This is a genomic window from Pedobacter sp. AC212 (assembly GCF_979258625.1).
On sequence record NZ_OZ409870.1, the window covers coordinates 2,422,647 to 2,444,211 of the forward strand.

Annotated in this window: 20 protein-coding genes; 12 read left to right on the forward strand and 8 right to left on the reverse strand. The window is 39.0% G+C overall.

Going from position 1 to position 21,565, the window contains the following annotated elements; genetic code table 11:
* Positions 1 to 30: 30 nt before the first annotated feature.
* Positions 31 to 528 carry a DUF1579 domain-containing protein gene (locus ACZZZC_RS10480; RefSeq protein WP_463487123.1) on the forward strand — a complete coding sequence of 166 codons (498 nt, stop codon included), beginning with the start codon at positions 31 to 33 and terminating at the stop codon, positions 526 to 528.
* 36 nt (positions 529 to 564) lie between these two features.
* Here ACZZZC_RS10480 and ACZZZC_RS10485 read toward each other — a convergent pair whose 3' ends face one another.
* The 5 genes from ACZZZC_RS10485 to ACZZZC_RS10505 all read right to left on the reverse strand — a co-directional run bounded on the left by ACZZZC_RS10485 (position 565) and on the right by ACZZZC_RS10505 (position 4,302).
* On the reverse strand, positions 565 to 1,461 hold the full coding sequence (locus ACZZZC_RS10485) for a DUF72 domain-containing protein (protein WP_463487124.1): 897 nt from the start codon (positions 1,459 to 1,461) through the stop codon (positions 565 to 567).
* Position 1,462: 1 nt separating this feature from the next.
* Positions 1,463 to 1,828, reverse strand: a complete 366-nt coding sequence (locus ACZZZC_RS10490; RefSeq protein WP_463485897.1) for a DUF5615 family PIN-like protein — start codon at positions 1,826 to 1,828, stop codon at positions 1,463 to 1,465.
* On the reverse strand, positions 1,809 to 2,021 hold the full coding sequence (locus ACZZZC_RS10495) for a DUF433 domain-containing protein (protein WP_463487125.1): 213 nt from the start codon (positions 2,019 to 2,021) through the stop codon (positions 1,809 to 1,811). The genes ACZZZC_RS10490 and ACZZZC_RS10495 overlap by 20 nt, the downstream gene beginning before the upstream one ends.
* A 113-nt stretch (positions 2,022 to 2,134) precedes the next feature.
* Positions 2,135 to 3,523, reverse strand: coding sequence for an arginine decarboxylase (locus ACZZZC_RS10500; protein WP_056850254.1), 1,389 nt, complete (start codon positions 3,521 to 3,523; stop codon positions 2,135 to 2,137).
* Positions 3,524 to 3,939: 416 nt separating this feature from the next.
* Positions 3,940 to 4,302 (reverse strand): hypothetical protein, encoded by a 363-nt coding sequence (locus tag ACZZZC_RS10505; RefSeq protein ID WP_463487126.1) that lies wholly within the window; start codon positions 4,300 to 4,302, stop codon positions 3,940 to 3,942.
* Positions 4,303 to 4,483: 181 nt separating this feature from the next.
* Between ACZZZC_RS10505 and ACZZZC_RS10510 the strand changes: the two genes are divergently transcribed.
* A complete protein-coding gene (locus ACZZZC_RS10510; protein ID WP_056850252.1) occupies positions 4,484 to 4,717 on the forward strand; it encodes a hypothetical protein in 234 nt (77 codons plus the stop codon).
* Positions 4,718 to 4,720: 3 nt separating this feature from the next.
* Here ACZZZC_RS10510 and ACZZZC_RS10515 read toward each other — a convergent pair whose 3' ends face one another.
* The gene (locus ACZZZC_RS10515) at positions 4,721 to 5,668 is read right to left on the reverse strand and encodes an ion channel (RefSeq protein WP_463487127.1); all 948 of its coding nucleotides are present in this window, start codon (positions 5,666 to 5,668) and stop codon (positions 4,721 to 4,723) included.
* Between the two features lie 282 nt (positions 5,669 to 5,950).
* Between ACZZZC_RS10515 and trpD the strand changes: the two genes are divergently transcribed.
* The 4 genes from trpD to trpA all read left to right on the forward strand — a co-directional run bounded on the left by trpD (position 5,951) and on the right by trpA (position 9,813).
* A complete protein-coding gene (gene trpD, locus ACZZZC_RS10520; protein ID WP_463487128.1) occupies positions 5,951 to 6,937 on the forward strand; it encodes an anthranilate phosphoribosyltransferase in 987 nt (328 codons plus the stop codon).
* Positions 6,937 to 7,569 carry a phosphoribosylanthranilate isomerase gene (locus ACZZZC_RS10525; RefSeq protein WP_463487129.1) on the forward strand — a complete coding sequence of 211 codons (633 nt, stop codon included), beginning with the start codon at positions 6,937 to 6,939 and terminating at the stop codon, positions 7,567 to 7,569. The genes trpD and ACZZZC_RS10525 overlap by 1 nt, the downstream gene beginning before the upstream one ends.
* 185 nt (positions 7,570 to 7,754) lie before the next feature.
* Positions 7,755 to 8,936: a tryptophan synthase subunit beta gene (gene trpB, locus ACZZZC_RS10530; protein ID WP_200926404.1), complete on the forward strand. Its 1,182-nt coding sequence runs from the start codon at positions 7,755 to 7,757 to the stop codon at positions 8,934 to 8,936.
* Between the two features lie 109 nt (positions 8,937 to 9,045).
* Positions 9,046 to 9,813: a tryptophan synthase subunit alpha gene (gene trpA / locus ACZZZC_RS10535; protein ID WP_463487130.1), complete on the forward strand. Its 768-nt coding sequence runs from the start codon at positions 9,046 to 9,048 to the stop codon at positions 9,811 to 9,813.
* Between the two features lie 567 nt (positions 9,814 to 10,380).
* Here the strand turns inward: trpA and ACZZZC_RS10540 are convergent.
* Positions 10,381 to 10,854 carry an N-acetyltransferase family protein gene (locus tag ACZZZC_RS10540; RefSeq protein WP_463487131.1) on the reverse strand — a complete coding sequence of 158 codons (474 nt, stop codon included), beginning with the start codon at positions 10,852 to 10,854 and terminating at the stop codon, positions 10,381 to 10,383.
* Positions 10,855 to 11,248: 394 nt separating this feature from the next.
* On the opposite strand from ACZZZC_RS10540, the gene ACZZZC_RS10545 reads away from it, so the two are divergent.
* The 4 genes from ACZZZC_RS10545 to ACZZZC_RS10560 all read left to right on the forward strand — a co-directional run bounded on the left by ACZZZC_RS10545 (position 11,249) and on the right by ACZZZC_RS10560 (position 17,810).
* Positions 11,249 to 11,854 (forward strand): TetR/AcrR family transcriptional regulator, encoded by a 606-nt coding sequence (locus ACZZZC_RS10545; protein ID WP_463487132.1) that lies wholly within the window; start codon positions 11,249 to 11,251, stop codon positions 11,852 to 11,854.
* Between the two features lie 138 nt (positions 11,855 to 11,992).
* Positions 11,993 to 13,123 carry an efflux RND transporter periplasmic adaptor subunit gene (locus tag ACZZZC_RS10550; protein WP_463487133.1) on the forward strand — a complete coding sequence of 377 codons (1,131 nt, stop codon included), beginning with the start codon at positions 11,993 to 11,995 and terminating at the stop codon, positions 13,121 to 13,123.
* 96 nt (positions 13,124 to 13,219) lie between these two features.
* Positions 13,220 to 16,417 carry an efflux RND transporter permease subunit gene (locus ACZZZC_RS10555; RefSeq protein WP_463487134.1) on the forward strand — a complete coding sequence of 1,066 codons (3,198 nt, stop codon included), beginning with the start codon at positions 13,220 to 13,222 and terminating at the stop codon, positions 16,415 to 16,417.
* Positions 16,404 to 17,810, forward strand: coding sequence for a TolC family protein (locus ACZZZC_RS10560; protein ID WP_463487135.1), 1,407 nt, complete (start codon positions 16,404 to 16,406; stop codon positions 17,808 to 17,810). Before ACZZZC_RS10555 ends, ACZZZC_RS10560 begins: the two co-directional genes overlap by 14 nt.
* Positions 17,811 to 18,024: 214 nt before the next feature.
* Here ACZZZC_RS10560 and ACZZZC_RS10565 read toward each other — a convergent pair whose 3' ends face one another.
* The gene (locus tag ACZZZC_RS10565; RefSeq protein WP_463487136.1) at positions 18,025 to 19,542 is read right to left on the reverse strand and encodes an ATP-binding protein; all 1,518 of its coding nucleotides are present in this window, start codon (positions 19,540 to 19,542) and stop codon (positions 18,025 to 18,027) included.
* A 255-nt stretch (positions 19,543 to 19,797) separates the two neighbouring features.
* Between ACZZZC_RS10565 and mnmE the strand changes: the two genes are divergently transcribed.
* Complete coding sequence (mnmE, locus tag ACZZZC_RS10570; RefSeq protein WP_463487137.1) at positions 19,798 to 21,156, forward strand: tRNA uridine-5-carboxymethylaminomethyl(34) synthesis GTPase MnmE; 1,359 nt, start codon at positions 19,798 to 19,800, stop codon at positions 21,154 to 21,156.
* Positions 21,157 to 21,419: 263 nt separating this feature from the next.
* Positions 21,420 to 21,512, forward strand: a complete 93-nt coding sequence (locus ACZZZC_RS10575; RefSeq protein ID WP_463487138.1) for a DUF4172 domain-containing protein — start codon at positions 21,420 to 21,422, stop codon at positions 21,510 to 21,512.
* The last annotated feature ends 53 nt before the right edge of the window (positions 21,513 to 21,565 follow it).

The following is a 21,565-nucleotide window of genomic DNA, read 5'->3' on the forward strand; positions in this document are numbered from 1 at the left end:
CAATCCGATAATATTTTTTTAAGTTTGAGTATGGCAAAAGGTAAATTTGAGCAATCGCTAGAAGATGGTGCTCACCAGAAACTAAAAAACATTGTTGGCAGTTGGAAAGGAACAGCTAAAACTTGGTTTGAAAGAGATGTATTAGCAGATGAATCTCCTGCCGAAGCTGAAATAACTTCGATTTTGGATGGGCGTTTCATTTCATACGACTATCAAAGTAGTTTAAACGGAAAGCCTTTGGAGGGTAAGATGATTATTGGTTTCGATATCCCATACCAGAAATTTACCTTCAGTTGGATCGATAGTTTTCACATGGGTACGCAGATTATGCAAGCAACGGGTGAAGCGACAGAAAAAGGCTTTTCTATTTTAGGTTCATGGGGAAACCCGGAATATGGTGACCAACTTTTTGGCTGGCGTACAGAACTGGAAATTGTTAGTGCAGATGAAATTGTTTTTTCTGCTTATAATATTATGCCAGGAGAGGAAGAGGCGAAAGCAATTGAGGCCGTTTACAAACGTATTTAACCTCGCAGGTTTTCAAAACCAGCGAGGTTTTTTCATTTAAAACAATAATGGAGGATTTGAATTAGCCATTACCGGAATTTTTAATTCTGTTCCTACAGCTTTATTCAGCTTTTCTGTAAAATAAGCTGAAAATAATGGGGATGAAAGCTCAACATTTTGGTGTACGAAAAAATAAAGATTTTCAAGGCCCTGCTTTTTCCATTCCACAATTCTGTCTATCCAGTCGTCTAAGCGTTTTTTGTCGATTACATCATCATTTGCCCCAACAAAACGAATAAAAGCGGTTGGTGTTGTCAACCTCATGTGCAGCATGTCTCTTCTACCAGCAGTATCAACAATGATATTGGCTACTTTATTATCTTCGAAAAGTGTAGCAAACTCGCTGGCAATAGTCGGGTTAGAAAACCACTCTGCATTTCTTACTTCAACACCTAACGGAATAACTTTCGGAAACTCTTTCACCACAATTTTCAATCGCTCAAAATCTTTCGGCTTGAAATTATCATGTAGCTGAAGAAAAGCCATGCCCAGTTTGTCTTCAAAGTTACTGATAGCATCAGCGAATTGTTCAACAGGTTCTTTAACGTTAATTAGCCTTTTAAAATGACTCACCGTGTTGGTTAATTTAGGGAAGAATTTAAAGCCAGCAGGTGTTTTTTCCTTCCAGGTAATCACCTGTTCACTGCTTGGCATTCCATAGAATGTAGCGTTAAGCTCAATTGAGTTAAACTGTGTAGCATAATAGGTTAACTCATCTTTTGTTCCCTTCGGATAAAATCCTTTTAAATCTGCTTTATTCCATTTAGCGCAACCGACATAAGCCTGAAAATTTTGTTGAGGTTTATTTGCTGCCAAGATTCCTGCTGTTTCAGGGGCATCTGCAGGGAGGGTGAAATCTATAATCGAAGGGTCGTCTACTTTACCGAATTGCATATTAATCTTTATTTATTTCAAATATATCTAAATCTCCATAGATAAGTTGAGGGATAGCATCAAAAATTTTAGCTCTTAATTTTTGGTAAAGAACCTTATTGGAACAATTCCCAAAAGCTAAGAAAATCAACTTGGGTGGAGTGCCTTTCCATGCAACTAGTTCACGAAAATCAATATCCTTTGAAATAATTATTACCTTACTTCTATTTTGAGCTAGATGGTAGATTTCGAGATCTGATGTATTGGCAAGCTTAAGAAAGTGAAATGAAATACATTTGATTTTGATTTCATCCATTAGCCATTTTGAAATTATGGGAGATATATTTTCATCTAGCCAGAATTCCCAATCATTCGCAGATGTATTCATCCCTAAGTTGTTTCGCACTAAAAAGCAACGCCGCCTTTATGTCATCAACTTCGAGGATGGGATGCTCCTCTAAAATTTGTTCGTGTGTCATTCCTGACGATAAAAGTTCGATAATATCGATAACTGTAAATCGATTACCTCTAATTGTTGGCTTTCCGCCCATTAGTCCAGGGATGAATGTAATTCTTTCCAATAATTTACTTTCCTCACTTTTCATAAATAAATATACAAAATATTAGGACACAAAAAAAGCACCAAGTATAAACTCGGTGCCATTTACAGAAACTTTTGTTCTTTGCGGTTAATTTAATAACCCAGTATCTTCAAAACCTGCTTGCTATTCTGTTCTTCACCAAAAACTTCGAAGTTGAAGCTTTCATCGCGGTTTCTGCGAATAAGCACATGTTTCGGACTGGGCAACAAACAATGATGTATACCGCCGTAACCGCTTAATACCTCTTGATAAGCTCCGGTGTGAAAGAAACCAAGGTATTGAACTTTACGTGTTTTCGGCATAAATACACTGTTCATGTGCGCCTCCTGATTATAATAATCCTGTCCGTCGCAAGTGATGCCTCCCAAGTTAACACGCTCATATTCAGCATCCCAGTTATTAATTGGAAGCAAAATGTATTTTTGATTCAATGCCCAAACATCCGGTAAATTGGTAATGAAAGAACCATCCAACATCAACCAGCGCTCACGATCATTTTGTTGTTTTCTGCCTAAAACTTTGTATAAAATTCCTGATGCTTCTGCAACCGTGTATTTACCAAATTCAGTAATAATATCTGGTTCCATTACATCATGAATGGCACAAATTTCTTTAATCCTTTTTACAATTTCGTTTACCATGTACTCGTAATCGAAATCGAAAACCAATGAATCTTTAAATGGCATACCACCACCAATATCAAGGGTATCTAAATCAGGATTAATCTTTTTAAACTTGCAGTAAAGCGTTACATACTTCTCTAATTCGTTCCAATAATATGGCGAATCCGTGATGCCAGAATTAATGAAGAAGTGCAACAACTTCACACGGAAATTAGGATTATGAACGATTTTGTTGTTATAAAAGTCGATAATATCTTCCATCCGCACCCCTAAACGAGAAGTATAAAACTGCGAATCAGGCTGCTCTTCAGCTGCAATACGGATACCAAGATTACATGGCGTATCAATGTCAACCTCATCATCGAAAAGGTTAAATTCCTCCTTATTATCTAAAACGGGGATGATATTGGTATAACCATCATGCAACATATCAATAATATATTGCTTGTACTGGTAGGTTTTAAAACCGTTGCAAATAATGGTTGTATCCTTAGTTAAATGACCTTTTTTCTCCAAAGCATCAACCATAGGCATATCAAACGCAGATGAAGTTTCAAGGTGAATATTATTTTTCAATGCCTCCTCTACAATGTGGCGGAAATGCGAACTTTTTGTACAGTAGCAATACTTATAGTCACCACGATAATTGTTTTTTAAAATGGCAGTTTGGAAAAGAATTTTCGCTTGCTGAATCTTCTTAGTTACCATCGGTAAGTAGGTGAAACGTAGGGGAGTACCGTAAGTTTCAATCATTTCCATCAGGTTTAAATCCTGAAAATATAATTCATCATCTATCACATCAAAGCCTTCTTGTGGAAAGCCAACGCTTAGATCGAGAAATTCTGAGTAACTCTGCATTTACTTTTAAATAATTTTTGCAAAAATGTAATTTTAAATCGAGAATTAATCCTTATTAAAAATATTTTTACTGTAGGGAAACGCTTTAGTTTTACACAGAAAATTTCGGCGGTGAGTTTCTAAAATATGATTTTAAGAAATGTGTTCTGTTATTTTTCATAAGAGCTCATATTTTTCCGCAGATTGAGGGGATTTGTGCAGATTTTAAGTCATTTATTTTGCGAGAATTATTTTAAATCTTCGGTAGAAAGCTTTTTTTGATTTGGAAAGCAAGACCTGATTTAATTTTAATGTTATTCCCGCTTTCCGTGTTACTCTCCCGATAGAAGAATCGGGATGCGTGTTCACTTTAATCGGATTTAGTACCATTCCGGTTGTAGAACTATTCACGTTCAAAGGCATCTTGCCAAGGAAAATTAAGGTATCAATCTCAATATGGTGCCATATTGTTTTTCTTTTATTTCAGTATCAGACAGAATTTCAAAATTGAACTTCATCTGATCCGTGCGGACCTGCAAGTTTTTGCTGCTAATCTTATAAGTTCCCCTATAAATTATATCCCCACCTGGTGCAATATCAACCACACCATCAGGTTTTAATGTTACGCCCCAGCCTCCATCATAGGGATTTGAAGGGTCTGGTTTGAAACCCACTTCCGCAAACCGCTTCTCTTCATTTATTATTAATTGATTTTTTTTGCAGCCACAGAAAAATATAGATAACGTTAAAATGAAAGCTGCGATGGGGAATATAGTGATTGAGAAAAATTTAGATTTCATGATTTTAGGGTTAATTTATAATTAAAACGATAACTGTCGTGGAGATGCTACATTCTTTCTAAGATTAATTTTAAGTATCAGAAGAACAATGGATTGAAATTATTTACATTTTTTTTAAAGTAATTCTAATTCTCATTCGTCTTTAATCCTGAAAACCTAATTGTACTTAAGAAATTGCCCTATGATCTCGATTTTTAAAACGAATATTCAAACAGGAGTTGAACTCAATAAAATCGCCCAGCATTTAAACAACTTACTCTCTGGAGCAACCTGGAGTGTTGACCTATCAGACGCTGATAAAATCCTCAGAATAGATTCAAGCATTGATAAAATTGGAGATGCGGTGTCTCTACTTACCAAATTCGGTTATGATTGCGAAAACTTGCAAAACTTTTATGCCCCACCGGTTTGGTAATAATCAATCAGCCTTTATTTTTTCTGTGTGATCAAATAAGCTGTAATCCATAACCGTTTTACCGGCATCGTTGTGGTAATGCATAATCTTAAATTTTGCATTCCATTCAATATCTTCATCCTGATAGCTGGTACGGGTATGGATTGTTTGAGCAAACGTATCGTCGAATGCTCTTAAAATCACAAAGATTTCTACTTCGGCTAACTTTAGTTCATCTAATGTTTTTTCGAAAATGGGGCTGTCTTCATTTATAGGATGTACCAAGGTCCAGTTCAACGAAAGAAAAGCAATTTTACTGCGCTCCAGTTCTAATGGATAAAAGCTACGTTTAAGTTTTCCATCAACGGTTTCATTAAAAGTCATAAACATTTGCGCTTCTACATCTATTAAAGAATTCTTTCTGAGGTTGGCAAGCCGACACATTAAACCCAGGCCGTTTTGGTAAGGTGCGATAACCATTTTTTTACTAAAAGTTACTTTCGAAGTAGGCCTACTAAAACGGCCGTAGAGCAATCCGGTAGCCAGTGCGAAAGCCAATAAGCCCAACATACTTTCGAAAGCAGCCAGAACGCTGGTAATAAAACCCTGAGGCGAAATGTGGCCATAGCCAACCGTAGAAATGGTTTGTGCGGAAAAGAAAAAGGCATCAAAAAATTGATCGCGGAGGGTTTTGCCGTTTGCTCCATTCAAATTTTCGATTCCAATAACGTTGTAAGCAACAGCGAATAAGGTATTTACAATAAGATAGGCAATGAGTATCACCAGAAAAAAACGTGGCCAACTCATGGTAACTAACCGAGTATACGTATCATCAAATTTAAACCAGGGCAAACCTGTACGTTCAATATTTGGCGTACCATCGGTATTTAGAACGCGTTGATTTTTGATTACGGGGCTTGAGCCGAAACCCAAATCATCATTAAACTGTACTTTTCGCTTAAAAAATGCCATAGATTGTTAAAAAGGTTTTGGAAATATAAAAAAGTATATCAATATTTGTTCTATATAAACATGATAATTAAAAACTTAAATAACAATTGGTGGTGGCATAACGAAATTCGTTAGGCAAATTCTGTTGTTATATATTTTAAAATATTTTATAAACGATGAAAAGGATTGCCCAAAAAGCAATCCTTTTTTTATGGGCTGTCGTCATGCTGAGTTTATTTCAGCATCTGGTAAAAAAAAGATTCTGAACCCAGTTTAGAATGACGAACGAGGGAAACAATAAAAATGAAAAAAATCTTAAATCATTTATTCGAAAATAAAAGTTTCAGTAGGGAAGAGGCTAAAAATATACTCATTTCCATTACACAGGGCGAATTTAATTCTTCGCAAATTGCGGCTTTTATTACTGCTTACGCCATGCGAAATATCACGGTTGATGAACTTCAGGGTTTCCGCGATGCCATGCTGGATTTGGGTATTAAAACAGATTTTTCTGATTATGAATTAATTGATCTTTGCGGTACCGGTGGAGATGGAAAAGACACTTTTAACATTTCTACGCTTTCCTCTTTTGTGGTTGCTGGTGCTGGGCATAAAGTGGCAAAGCATGGTAATTATGGGGTTTCTTCAGGTTGTGGTTCATCAAACGTAATGGAATATCTGGGTTATAATTTTACCAATGATCAGGATATTTTGAAACAGAACCTTGATGCCGCTGGAATTTGTTTTTTACACGCTCCTTTATTTAACCCGGCAATGAAGATTGTGGCACCGATACGAAAAGATTTGGGCATCAAAACCTTCTTTAATATGCTGGGGCCAATGGTTAATCCATCACAACCCAAATACCAAATGGTTGGGGTTTTCAGTTTGGAACTCGCCCGTTTGTATAATTATTTATATCAGGATACTACCAAAAATTACACAATTGTGCATGCGCTTGAGGGGTACGACGAGATCTCGCTCACTTGCGATGTGAAAACTTTCAATAATAAAGGTGAAAGTATTTTGACATTAAACGATATGGGTTTTGAAAAGGTTGCAGTAAATGATATCAAGGGTGGAGATACGGTAGAATCATCTGCAAAAATATTTATGGATGTACTTAATGGTGAGGCTACTGATGTACAAAACAATGTAGTGCTCTGCAATTCGGCATTAGCCATCAAAACAATCAAACCAACCGCCAGCTTTGCAGATTGTTTTTACGAAGCCGAAGAATCATTGGTAAGCAAAAAGGCCTTGGAAAGTTTTAAAAAACTAGTAGCCTGATGAGAAGTTTAAAGCTAAAGGTTTGCGGGATGAAGTTTGCAGCGAACATTGCTTCTGTCGCTGCACTACAACCAGATTATTTGGGCTTCATATTTTATGAGCAGTCGCCAAGATTTATTTCTGATGTATCGGCCGAATTGATAAAATATGTGCCTTCGCAAATTAAAACTGTTGGCGTTTTTGTAAACGAAGATTTGGAGGTTGTTAAGAAAAAAGTAAATCTTTATCAGTTAAAAGCTGTTCAGTTACATGGCAATGAATCAGCTGAATACTGTGCCGAACTGAAAGAGTCATTTAAAAGTGTGGAAATAGTTAAAGCATTCGGTGTGGAGGAGGAGTTTGATTTTTCTGTTTTGAATGTTTATGAAAATGTAGTTGATTTCTTTTTGTTCGATACAAAAACAAAAGCGCATGGTGGTTCAGGAAAAACTTTCGACTGGAAGATTTTGGAGGATTATAAATTAAACAAGCCTTACTTTTTAAGTGGCGGAATAGATTTAGAACATGCAGCAGCGATATCAAAAATTGAGAATTCGAGATTATATGCTTTGGATATTAATAGTCGGTTTGAGATTGAGCCAGGAGTTAAGGATGTAAAGAAGATTGGAGAGTTTATGATAGCAATAGAATAGATGAAGATTTAATTCGAAGGCAATAAGTATCTGCAAGCGGTGAAAAGCTATTGCTAATTATTAACAGATTCTTCGTTCCTCAGAATGACAAATGGCATAATTCGCCATTATTAACGAATACAGAGTAAATGAAAAATGATTCATTGCCGTCGGTTTTAAGCGACACAATATTGATTAAAGATATTATGAAATACAAAGTAAACGAAAAAGGATATTACGGAGATTTTGGTGGAGCATACATTCCGGAAATGCTCTATCCGAACGTGGAAGAATTACGCCAAAACTACTTGAAAATTATCGATGATGCCGATTTTCAAAAGGAATTTCATCAACTTATGAAGGATTATGTAGGGCGCCCTTCGCCATTGTATTTGGCAAATCGTTTATCAGCAAGATATGGAGCGAATATTTTCTTAAAAAGAGAAGACCTAAATCATACTGGTGCACACAAAATCAACAACACAATAGGCCAAATTCTTCTGGCCGAAAAGCTTGGAAAGAAGAGAATCATCGCCGAAACAGGTGCTGGTCAGCATGGCGTTGCAACGGCTACCGTATGTGCCCTGCGCAATTTGGAATGTGTAATTTATATGGGCGAAGTAGACATTGAGCGCCAGGCGCCAAACGTTGCCCGGATGAAAATGTTGGGCGCTAAAGTAGTACCGGCAAGTTCTGGAAGTAAAACACTTAAAGATGCCACTAACGAGGCCATGCGAGACTGGATCAACAATCCGGTTGATACCCATTACATCATCGGCTCGGTGGTTGGGCCACATCCTTACCCAGATATGGTTGCCATTTTCCAGTCTATTATCTCTGAGGAAACTAAAAAACAGTTGATTGAGCAAACCGGCAACGATCAACCAGATTATGTTTTGGCTTGTGTTGGTGGCGGAAGTAATGCCATGGGTATGTTTTATCATTTTATGGATGATGAAAATGTAAAATTAATTGCCGTTGAAGCGGCTGGAAAAGGTGTTTCAAGTGGTTTTTCTGCAGCAACAACTTATCTTGGGAAAGAAGGAGTTTTACATGGAAGCCGGAGTATTTTAATGCAAACAGATGATGGACAGGTGGTGGAGCCGCATTCGGTTTCTGCTGGTTTGGATTATCCGGGTATCGGTCCGCAACATGCCCATTTATTCAAAACTGGTCGCGGGAAATACGTTTCCATCACTGATGAGGAAAGTTTGGATGCCGGCTTGTTGTTAACACAATTAGAGGGAATAATACCCGCAATTGAAAGCGCACATGCATTGGCCTATTTAGAGAAAATGGAATTTAAAGGTGGCGAAAATGTGGTGGTTTGTTTGTCAGGCCGGGGCGATAAGGACTTAGATACTTACATTAAATATTTTAAATTATAAAGATAAGTCGTCATTGCGAGGTACGAAGCAATCTTATTGCTTTGGTTTATTAACCTCGCTATTGTTTTAGGATTGCTTCGTGCCTCGCAATGACGAAAAGTTGAAAACAATGAACAGAATCAAACAACTCTTCGAAGAGAAAAAAAATATATTGTCAATTTATTATACCGCTGGTTTCCCAAATATTGGCGATACGATTCAAATTGCTGAAGCCTTAGAAAAATCAGGTGCTGATATGCTGGAAATTGGATTCCCGTATTCCGACCCTGTTGCTGATGGTCCAGTAATTCAGGCCAGTAGTAAAAAGTCGCTAGATCAAGGCATGAACTTGAAGCTACTGTTTGAGCAGCTGAAGGGTTTGCGCAAAAGCGTAACTATCCCTGTTTTGCTCATGGGATATGTAAATCCTGTTTTGCAATTCGGTGTAGAGAATTTTTGTAAAGCTTGTGCTGAAGTAGGAGTTGATGGTTGTATTGTACCCGATTTGCCCATGGTAGAATACGAAGAATTTTACAGAGGCTGTTTCGAAGAACACAATCTTAGCAATGTATTTTTGATTACTCCACAAACCGCTGATGAGCGTATTCATAAAATTGATGGCTTAACAAACGGTTTCATTTATCTGCTTTCTTCTTCAGCAACAACTGGTAAAAACCTTGAAGTAGGCGATACCACGGAAAACTACTTTAGCAGAATTAAAAACATGAATTTAAAAAATCCAACCATGATCGGATTTGGGATTAGCGATAAGCAAACATTTGATAAAGCCTGTTCTTACGCAAATGGAGCAATTATTGGTACTGCTTTCGTAAAAGCTATCGAGAATGGGGATATCGAAGAGAATGTAAGTGAGTTTATGAAAAAGTTTAAAGGTTAACGTTTTTGACCAATTCTGGTCGTAGCGTCTCGCTACGATCTTTTGTTTTTTTGTCCTGGCCGGACTGGCTTTTTTCTTTTGACCGCAAAAGAAACAAAACTCCCGGCTGAAAATTTTTCTTTCAACGTTAGTGGTTTGGCTTGGATCTGCTAACCCGAAAAATTTGTTAGGCCGGATTAAAGTAGAACGGAGATGATGTGGTAAGGCTTAGTTGGGTGGAAAGACTAAATGGAGTGATAAATTCTGGAACTCGTTTTTCCGTGTCCTGACCGGACTGGCTTTTTTCTTTTGACCGCAAAAGAAACAAAACTCCCGGCTGAAAATTTTTCTTTTAAAGTTAGTGGTTTTGCTTGGATATGCTAACCCGAAAAATTTGTTAGGCCGGATTAAAGTAGAACGGGGATGATGTGGTAAGGCTTAGCTGGATGGAAGGATAAGTTGTATAAGCAGATTTTGATAAATAGTCATTTCGACCACAATGGAGAAATCTTTCCAATGAGTTGGTGGAAGATTCAAAGATTTCTCCATTGTGCTGCGCTTCATTCGAAATGACAGCTTTTTGGGTTTTTATCTTATCCAATCTTCATAACTCATTTCAAACTTTACTTCGCCTTTATTTACCATCCCGACATTTTTCCAGCCTTGTTTTTCGTAAAACTTTTCGGCTCTGGTGTTCGGTGCGGTTCCTAGCCAAACCATTTTTTTTGTTTGATTGAAGTACCAATCCATCATCAATCGATGGAGCGCTTTGCCGATTCCCTTTTCTTCAAATTCTGGCATTAAAAATAAAGCCCAAATATTGTTCTCCTTCAGATCAACGATAGAGAAGCCTACTATATTTCCATCAATTTCGCACACCCATCCTCGGCCACGTTGGGTTAAAAATTCCTCACAATCTGCATCGGTAACGAGTAAAGGGTTAGACAAGGTATTCTCCTTAACGGAATGTCGAACATTTTGGAGTTGAGGGATATCGGATATTTCTGCCTGGCGGTAAATCATAAAAACTAAAATATTGATTTTTTTTTCATAAATCGTCATTTCGACCGCAGTGGAGAAATCTTTGTCTTAGTGATCGGTAACTTCCCAACCACGTGGTAATGATCGTTTCGGTTGGTGAGACACCAACCGATAGAAAAAAGGAACTCTAAAGCAAGTTTGGCATAATTCAAAGATTTCTCAATTGCGCTGCGCTTCATTCGAAATGACGATAAGTTGCTTTCCAAAAAGAAAAACGTCTGCTTGTCAGGATTTTTGTGAGCGACCAAAATTCTTCCATAAAAATTAATTACTGCTAAAATCCTTGTTTAAACTATCTGTATACCATATTTACTATCGCCAAATTTCATTTGACAATTCAATGATTGTCAATTTCTGAAATGGTTCTACATTTGCTTAACGGTGTTAGATTATTTACACTTAATAAATTCCAGTCATGGGAAGCAAAGAAAGAATTCTACGTTTAAAAGAAGAAACCAGAACCAGTATTCTGGATGCAGCCTTGAATATCGTTCAAACGGAAGGGTGGCAAGCTTTGAGTATGCGTAAAATTGCCGACCAGATTGAATATACAGCTCCGATCATTTATGAATATTTTCCCAACAAGGAAGGTATCTTACTTGAATTAACTAGAAGAGGTTATCAGATCTTGGGTAAAGCAATCCGCGAAGCACGTGATGATCACGAAAAGCCTGAAGATAAAATGGAAGCCATGTGGGTAGCCTATTGGAACTTCGCTTTTTCTCACAAAGAATTTTATCAATTAATGTACGGTGTGGATATGGTTTGCTGTACGGTAAAAAATTCTATGCAAGAGGCTGAACAAGTTTCTGCCATGCTAGGCGATGTGATTGAATCTTTATTTACAAAAAAACCTGTATCTGATGATGATATTTGCATGAAGTACTACACCTATTGGTCAATCATTCACGGGCTGATCTCTATTAACTTAGTACGTCCAAATGGAAGAACTACAGACGAACTTAACCAACAAATTTTAAAAGACGCCATTAAAGGCATTACACTATCCATTAACAGCTAAAATTTTTTAATCTATCATTTAACACTGTTAGATTATTTATACACTTTAAATCCACAATAAATTATATTTCATATGAATGCTATCCATCGCCTGTTTATTCAACTTAACACTGTTAAACAGTTTAATAAAGTTAAGTCAATGTTAATTTTATTTACACTCTCTGTAGCTTTAGTAAGTTGCAAGTCATCGCCTGACCAAACTGCAGCTGCACCAGCACCGCCTGTTTTACCAGTAAGCATGATTAATGAAAGCACAGAAACTACTTTCATTGAATATCCTGCCTCTATTCAAGGTGCTGTGGATATTGATGTTAGACCACAAGTTAGTGGCTATTTACAAAGTGTTTTGGTTAACGAAGGCGCCTTTGTTTCAGCTGGGCAAACGCTCTTCAAAATTAATGAAAACCCTTACCGTGAAGCACTGAACAATGCAAAAGCAAGCTTGCATGCTGCTGAAGCTGCCATTCTTAACGCCCAATTGGAAGTTGATAAGCTAACGCCACTTGTTCAGAATAAGGTTGTTTCTGAGTTTCAGTTAAAAACAGCTAAAACAGCCTATAAAATTGCCCAGGCAAATGCCGAGCAAGCTAGAGCAAGTGTCGCTTCCGCAAAAATTAACCTGGGTTATACTAATGTTAAGGCAACGGTTAGTGGCTACATCGGCCGCATACCTAAAAAGCAAGGAAGTTTGGTATCGCCAACTGATCAAACTGCTTTAACTCAATTATCTGATATCCATGAAGTACATGTTTACTTCGCCCTTGCAGAAAATGATTTCAACAGCTTCAATACAAATTATCCAGGTAAATCTCCTGCAGATAGAATTAAACATCTTCCGGCTGTTGAGTTGGTTCTTGCCGACAATTCTATCTATCCGATCAAAGGAAAGATTGATATGATTGATGGTCAGTTTGATAAAAATACTGGTGCAATTACATTAAGAGCAAGTTTTCCAAATGCTAGCGGAACTTTGCGTTCGGGCAATACAGGTAAACTTCGCCTCGGTTTGAAACACGATGATGCCATTTTAATCCCTCAGTCTGCTACTGTAGAAATGCAGGATAAAGTTTTCGTATTCGCTTTGCACAAAGGCAACAAGGTAAGCAAGATGCCTATTACTGTTATCGGTAAAAGTGGAAATAACTACCTGATCAAAGACGGCGTAAAATCTGGCGACCAGATCGTATTAAGTGGCTTAGATCGTTTGCAGGAAGGACAAGTGATTACCCCTGAAAAAGCTACTGATAAAGCAGCGAGCTTGAAAAAATAGTCTTGAGTCGAAAGTCTTGAGTCGGGAGGAAAATTCTTTGATTTCGAGACTAAAAATTTAATGCATACAATAAGAAGAAAAAAATAAAAAAAAACAATGTTCAAGATATTTATACAAAGGCCGGTACTGGCAACCGTAATCTCCATTTTATTGGTGATTTTAGGTGTACTTGGTCTTACGAAGTTGCCTTTGCAACAATTCCCTGATATTGCGCCGCCATCGGTTTTGGTTACGGCAGTTTATCCGGGTGCGAATGCCGAAACGGTTTTACGTTCGGTTGCGCCATCGCTCGAAGAATCTATTAATGGAGTAGAAAACATGACTTATATGAGTTCTACTGCGAGTAATGATGGTTCATTAGCGATTACCGTTTTCTTTAAATTGGGTACAAATGCAGATCAGGCTGCGGTTAATGTTCAAAACCGTGTCGCACAGGCTACCAGTCAGTTACCTTCCGAAGTGGTACAACAAGGGGTAACCACGGCAAAACAGCAAAACAGTTTTATCATGGCCATTGGTTTATACACCGATGACGAGAAGAAATATGATCAGACTTTCATTGCCAACTATGCCCAAATCAACATCATTCCGGAGATCAAACGTATCCCTGGCGTAGGTTCGGCCGCTATTTTTGGTGGAGTAAAAGATTATTCGATGCGAGTTTGGTTAAACCCAACCCAAATGGCTACTTATCAAGTTACGCCAAACGAAATCATGAAAGCCATTCAGGATAAAAGTTTAGAGGCAGCTCCAGGGAAATTCGGCGAAAAAAGTAAAGAAGTTTTCGAATATGTAATCAAGTATAAAGGTAAACTAACCAAACCCGAAGAATATGAAAATATAGCTATACGTGCCAATGCCGATGGTTCTATTTTACATCTGAAAGATGTAGCGAGGATAGAACTTGGGGCTTATTCGTACAACAGTATCACCCGCATCAACGGTAAAAAAGCCATCGTTATGGGCATTATCCAGTTGGCGGGGTCCAACTCGAACGATATTCAGGTTGCGATTAACAAGCTGATGGATAAACAGGAGAAAAGTTTTCCAGCCGGAATTAAAAAGAATATTTTCTACAGTACAAAAGTTTCTTTAGATCAATCTATTGAGCAGGTAGAGCACACCCTTGTTGAAGCCTTTATATTGGTATTTATCGTGGTATTCCTGTTTCTGCAAGATTTCCGCTCAACCCTGATCCCAGCTATTGCCGTTCCGGTGGCCATTTTAGGTACTTTCTTTTTTATGCAGTTGTTTGGATTCTCCATCAATCTGTTAACGCTTTTCGCCCTCATTCTGGCCATTGGTATTGTGGTTGATGATGCGATTGTGGTGGTGGAAGCGGTGCATGCGAAGATGGAACATAAGCATTTGGGTCCGAAAGCGGCAACCCATGAAGCGATGCATGAAATTACTGGCGCCATCATTTCCATTACTTTGGTTATGGCTGCGGTATTTCTACCGGTTGGTTTTATGGAAGGTTCAACAGGCGTATTTTACAGGCAATTTGCCTTTACCATGGCCATCGCGATTGTAATTTCGGCAGTAAATGCGTTGACTTTAAGTCCGGCATTAGCGGCATTGTTTTTAAAAGATAATCATTCCACGCATAGCGAAAAGCCAGAAGTTAAACCAAACTTTAAACAAAGATTTTTCAACGGATTTAACCATAGTTTTAACTCCTTAACTAACCGTTATGTTGGCGGATTGAAGTTTTTGGTTCGACACAAATGGTTGAGCATGGGCGGTTTAGCGTTGATAACACTTGCAACGGTTTTCATGGTTAAAACTACTCCTGCAGGCTTTATTCCAACAGAGGATCAAGGTTTTATTGCCATTGCTGTAAACACGCCTTCGGGAACATCGTTGGATGGAACGCAGAAAGTAATGACACAAGCCGAGGATTTGTTGAGCAAACTTGATGCATCAAGAGATGTTACCGCGATTTCCGGCTTCAACCTTTTAACCAATTCTACCAGTCCATCATCGGCTGTAGTGTTTGTACTCTTGAAACCAAATGAAGAACGGGGTGCTGTAAAGAACATTGAAGAAATTATGAATCAAGTTCGGGGTCAGTTAGGCGCCATCTCTGGAGGAAGTTTCTTTGTATTCAGTTTCCCAACCGTACCAGGATTTAGTAATGTGGAAGCGCTGGATATGGTGCTTCAGGATAAAACAGGTGGTAAACTGGATAAATTTAGTGGCATTTCACAAGAGTTTATTGGCGAGTTGATGAAACGTCCAGAGATTGCGGTAGCTTTTACCAGTTTTAAAGCAGATTATCCACAATTACAACTGGATATTAATGATGAAAAAGCTGATCAGTTGGGCGTGAATGTGAAAGATATTCTGCAAACGATGCAAACCTATTTCGGGAGTGCACAGGCTTCAGACTTTAACCGCTTTGGTAAATATTATCGTGTCGTTGTTCAGGCTGACGTTCAGGATAGGGCAGACCCATCCACTATTGATAGGGTATTTGTGAAAAGTAACCGGGGCGAAATGGTACCGATTAACACGCTGGTGAAATTGAGTCGTATTTATGGTTCTGAAACTGCGTCGAGATATAATTTGTTTAACTCTATCTCTATCAATGCCATTCCAAAACCAGGTTTTAGTTCAGGACAAGCGATTAAAGCAATTGAAGAAGTTGCAGAGAAACAATTGCCTGCCGGTTACAGCTACGAATTTTCCGGACAAACACGTGAAGAGATTTCTTCAGGCGGACAATCTACCGTGATATTCTTATTGTGTCTGGTATTTATTTACTTCCTGCTTTCGGCACAATATGAGAGTTATATTTTACCATTGGCGGTAATTTTATCTATTCCTGCCGGAATATTTGGAGTATTTGTTGCGATTGGTTTAACGGGAATCCAAAATAATATTTATGTACAGGTAGCACTGATTATGCTAATCGGATTGCTCGCCAAAAATGCCATTTTAATTGTGGAGTTTGGTGTGCAACGAAGGAGGGCAGGACAGCCATTAGTGGCTGCGGCTTTAGAGGCTGCAAAATCGCGGCTACGTCCGATTATTATGACTTCCCTTGCTTTTATTGTTGGTTTAATACCGATGATGGGGGCAACTGGCCCATCGGCGCAAGGTAACCATTCGATTAGTATCGGCGCTGCCGGAGGTATGGTTTCGGGAGTAATCTTAGGTTTGTTCATCATTCCTGTACTCTTTGTCATCTTCCAGGCCATCCAGGAAAAATTTTCAAAAAAATCACAAGAGGAGGTTCCACAATATTATGAAGAAGCTCCTATAAATCATGAATTATATGAAACGGTTTAATATTTTTACCATCCTGCTCTTTGCCTTAATCTGGAGCGGATGTTCAGTTTCCAAAGATGTATCCTTGCCAAATGTTGTGCCGGGATTATTTAGAAACGCCATACAAAAAGACTCTTCCAGCGTTGGAGATTTGCCTTTAAAAAGCTTCATCAACGATCTTACGGTTCAAAACTTAATTGATACCGCTTTGGTTAAAAATGTTGATATGCAACTTGCTTTGAAAAACATCGATGCTGCTGAAGTTTTGTTCAAACAGTCGAAGCTGGGTTATTTACCTGAATTGAAGTTGCAGGTTGCGGCGAGTTCCAGCCGCCCATCTGATAATAGTTTGAATGGATTAAGTTTGAATCAGTTTACCGGCTCAACCCATATTGAAGACTACACGGCCAACCTTGCCGTACTTTGGGAAGCCGATATCTGGGGTAAAATCCGCAATCAAAAAGCTGGTGCTTTAGCCAGTTTTTTGCAAACCGAAGAAGCCCGTAAAGCAGTTCAAACAAGATTAGTAGCCAATGTTGCACAAGGCTATTATAATTTGTTGATGTTGGATGCGCAACTGGAAATCGCCAGGAAAAATTTAAAGCTAAATGATAGCACTTTGCGGATTATTAATTTACAGTTTGATGCCGGGCAGGTGACTTCACTGGCGATTCAGCAAGCAGAGGCGCAGCAGCTGAATGCAGCGCAACTAATTCCAAGATTGGAGCAAAATGTTACGCTACAGGAAAATGCTTTGAGCGTTTTAATCGGCACCTTGCCAAAGGCTATAGATCGTACGAGCCGTTTAGATAAAATGGCTATTCCACAGGATTTGAATGCAGGCTTTCCATCCTCACTGTTAAGTCGCAGGCCAGATATTAAATCTGCTGAGCTGGCCCTAAATGTGGCCAATGCCAAAGTTGGGGTGGCTACTGCGAGTTTATATCCTTCTTTAGTGATTAGCGCAAGTGGTGGGGTGAATTCTTTCAAAGCAAGCAACTGGTTTAGTATGCCGGCATCGTTGTTCGGTTTGGTTTCCGGAGGAATTACACAGCCGATTTTCCAACGGGGACAGCTGAAATCTAACCTGGAACTGGCAAAGATTGACCGCGAAAAAACGGTTATTCAGTTCCGCCAGTCGGTAATTAATGCAGTAGGTGAGGTTTCTGATGAGTTAACAAAAGTAGAAAAGCTGAAAGTACAATACAGCATTGCAGCGAAAAGAGCACAAACGCTTCAAAAAGCTTCGAAAAATGCAAGCTTATTGTTTAAAAGCGGTATGGCCAACTACCTGGAGGTAATTACCGCACAGGGAAATTTGTTGCAAAGTGAACTAGAGCTAACCACCATTAAAACAGAGCAGTTAAATGCCGTAGTTGGTTTGTACAGAAGTTTAGGCGGGGGTTGGAATTAGTCCCCATCCGCCCTGCGGGCACCTTCCCACTGAAAGGGGAAGAATAGCATGATTTAGAACAGTGAGATAGCAGAATTGTATGTGATATTAGCTATATCCTAAAAGAAACTAAGCACTCTTATAAATAAAGATTAAAAGCATAGCGAATGCTGATTATCATGATCAGTTTCTCTGTGCTTTTTTTAGAAATAAAGGTTAGTCTATAGCAAACTTTCTAAACTGACTTACATTTTTTCAACCAAAGCATTGCTTCATCTGCAGAATGGAAGAATGAAATTTCTGAAGTTTTTTCTTCATTATCTACACTTTTTTGTGCTGATAATTGGCTAAAGACACTGGCAGAGAAGATCCAGGCGAAGAATTTTAAGCCTGCAAGTTCCATTAATGGCAACCAGGTTTCTGCGGCCCAATCAGATGCTTCAGACCAGGTTCCTAAAACCAGGCGATTGTCGTTAAATACTTTTGAACGGGGATTCGCTTTTAAATATTCAATCATTAATGCGCCTCCATGTTTAACGGAACGCATGTCTTGATGGCCCACCCATTCGACGTACATGATGTCATCATTTTCGGGGCAGGAGATGGTCAAGTATCGGTCTTTATAATGATTTGTAGTTTTGATTTCCGGTACAATGGGGCGGCCAGGGTCTAAAGGTAATTTAAAGGAGAAAACGGAACCTTTTCCTAGCTCGCTTTCTATCCAAAAACTTCCACCATGGCGTTTGATGATCTCTGCAGAAATAAAAAGGCCTAAACCCAAACCATCGAAACGGGCAGAAGAATTGTCGGCCCGATAATAGCGATCGAATAATTTTCCCAGATGCGCTGTTTCGATGCCTATCCCGAAATCGGTTACGGAAACGATTACATTTCCGTCTTTTAAGGCTGTGGTAACCAGCACGCGATCTGCATGAGGCGAATATTTTACTGCGTTGGAAAGGAAATTCTGCACCACTTGTTCTAAGCGGTAATGATCGCCCTCAAATTGAAGCTCGAGCTGATTATCCAGAATAATCTCGTGGTTTGGCGAAAGTTGCTGCATGGCGGCGATGGCCTCTTGCAACATGAGCGAAAAATTGAAACTTTCGATGTTCAAGAGCATTTTTCCTGCATTGATTTTACTCACATCCAGCAGATCTTTAATCAATTTTTCGAGCCTGCTCAGCTGGCCTTCGGTACGCAAAAGATAGGGTTTAATGGCTTCGTCTTCCACTTTGCGAAGCAACATCTGGTTATAACCTTTTATGGAAGTAAGCGGCGTTTTGAGTTCGTGGCTAGCAATGGAAATAAATTCATCCTTACGGAATTCGATGTTTTTATGGTCTTGTATATTGGTGTTCGTACCCACCCAAATGTTGGGTTTACCTTCGCGTTTTACCAGTACGGCCCTGGCCAGATGCCAATAATAATGGCCATCGGCAAATAACAAACGGAACTCTGTGGTGTATTCTTTTTCTGTGTTGAGCGCTTCGTGCCAGATGTGTAAGCTTTCGGGAAGATCTTCGGGATGTAAAAATGATTCCCAACCGCTTTCGATGATGGTGGATTGTGCATGACCAAAATCGCGACAAATGGTATCATTTACATAATTGATGATACCCTCGGCGTTTGCTGTCCAAACCTGTTGCGGAAGCGCATTCAGGAGCAGCAGTGAGGTGAGGTCGTCCCCATTTGGATTGAAGTTTTCGGGGAATTTTTGCGCCTCATCCGGTGCATCACCAATGTTTTTCATCTTCAAATTTAACGAAAGGGCTAAAAATAAATGCTTCTTAATTAAAAAAAATGTGATGTGAAGATCAATCACATTTTTAATGCAGGCAGTTTATTTATACTTTTAATCTGGTGTTGCAAACCTGGATCTGTTTAATGTCTTCTGAAGAATGCAATAGGTTGGTTGAACGAAAGCGCAGGAGAAAAGCGAAAAAATTACCCTTTACCCACTTTATCCTGTCTAAATAGCCTTATTTTTGCGGTTCGAAAAGGAAACATGAACAATCAAGATACCATTATTGCTTTATCTACCCCATCAGGATCGGGCGCCATTGGCGTGATCCGCTTATCAGGACCGGATGCAATTAACCTTACTAATGCTGTTTTTGCTGGTAAAAACCTAGCGGAACAGGCTTCTCACACTTTGCATTTTGGTTTAATTAAGGATGGGGATCATATTGTTGATGAGGTGGTAGCTGGGTTATTTGTTGCGCCGAAATCCTATACGAAAGAAAATGTGGTGGAAATATCCTGCCATGGTTCCAATTATATTATCCAGCAAATTATCAACCTGTTGATTGCCAAAGGTGCAAGAGCAGCTAAGCCTGGCGAATTCACTTTGCGGGCCTTTTTAAACGGGGCTTTTGATCTCAGTCAGGCAGAGGCCGTAGCCGATTTGATTGCCTCGAACTCGAAAGCTTCTCATGATGTAGCCATGCAACAGATGCGTGGAGGTTTTGCCAATGAGTTGAAAGCCTTGCGGGAACAATTGATTCATTTTGCTTCGATGATTGAGCTTGAGCTGGATTTTGCTGAAGAGGATGTAGAATTTGCCAACCGGGAACAGCTCACCACATTGGTCAATAAAATTAACCATGTTTTAAGGCGTTTGATTTCTTCTTTCGAGATGGGGAATGTAATCAAAAATGGTGTTCCAATTGTTATTGCCGGTAAGCCAAATGTGGGCAAATCGACCCTTTTGAATGCCTTATTGAATGAAGAGCGGGCCATTGTTTCGGACATTGCGGGTACTACCCGAGATACTATTGAAGATGAACTGACAATAGGTGGCATTGTTTTCCGCTTTATTGATACTGCCGGCATCCGGGATACAGCCGACATTATTGAGGCTTTGGGAGTAGAAAGGACGCTAGAGAAAATGAAGCAGGCCAAGCTGATTATTTATATGGCCGATGTTGCCCAAAGCATCGCTGAAATTGAAGAGCAGGTGAGGGGACTTACCCAATTGGAGATTCCCTACCTGGTCCTGGTTAATAAGGCTGATTTAATCACCGACGGTCAGCGAAAAGCCTATGGAAATATGAATGTCGTTTTCCTTTCAGCTAAAGAGAAGCAAGGGATAGAAGAGTTGAAAGATACTTTGCTGGAACAGGTTAATCTTCATCATATCAACACGAGTGAAACTTTAGTGACTAATATCCGCCATGTAGAAGCTTTAAAACAAACCGAAAATGCTTTGCAACGTGTGCTAAATAATGTAGATAATCCTGTTACCTCTGACTTCTTAGCCATGGATATTAAACAGGCTTTACATTATTTAGGAGAAATTACGGGTACGGTTACTACGGACGATTTGCTGGAGAATATTTTTACGAAGTTTTGTATCGGAAAGTAACCATTTAAATTACTGCCTTCCTTTTCAAGCCTATGTTTATTTCTTCTTATTCTCTAGTTAAATCATTTTGCTGAGATTAATTTAATATTCTCCGCAAATTATGCGGAGAATAAATTGTTTTATGCGGAGAATAGCTTAATCAGTGGCCTAACTTTACTTGGGATACGTCGACTTTAGCACTGTTGCTTAGCGAAGTACACCTTAAGTAAGGTAAGTTATTGGGTGAAATGGAACAGTTAGGTTTCGATCTGCAAAATTAAGCCGTGTTGCAAACATTAACCAAGGATGTAGTCAAAACTAGTGAGATTGAAGGGGAAAAGCTAGACTATGACCAAGTGAGACCTTCTATTGCATGAAGATTAGGAATTGGGATAGGTGGCTTAAGTCCATTTGATCGAAATTTTGACGG